The 280-nt window shown below is 61.4% G+C and carries 1 pseudogene; it reads left to right on the forward strand.

Annotated elements, in window-relative coordinates:
* Positions 1 to 20: 20 nt before the first annotated feature.
* Positions 21 to 280, forward strand: a pseudogene (locus FY112_RS37170) (hypothetical protein); the annotation flags it as partial.

Genomic DNA, 280 nt, shown 5'->3' on the forward strand with positions numbered 1-280 from the left:
GTCAGCGAGAGAGGACACGCATGCCGATAGACAATGCGAGATTGGCGGCGATGCAGCCGGGTGTATCTGTGGAGGAGCTGAAGGCGGCTTTGGGGACGAGCTGGAAGGAGCCGAGCCTACAGGCGGAAGGCCATCTGCATATCGAGGAATTCGGCACGCGCATTACCGCCGATGGCAGTCTCGGCGAGGTTCATTTCCGCGCCCCCTTCGAACTTCCCCCTATCCATGGCGTCGGGATGGGAATGCCGGCCGAAGAGCTGCATCGGCTTTATCCCGGTGT

The sequence above is a fragment of the Rhizobium sp. PEPV16 genome (assembly GCF_008919455.1).
GTDB lineage: Bacteria > Pseudomonadota > Alphaproteobacteria > Rhizobiales > Rhizobiaceae > Rhizobium > Rhizobium leguminosarum_Q.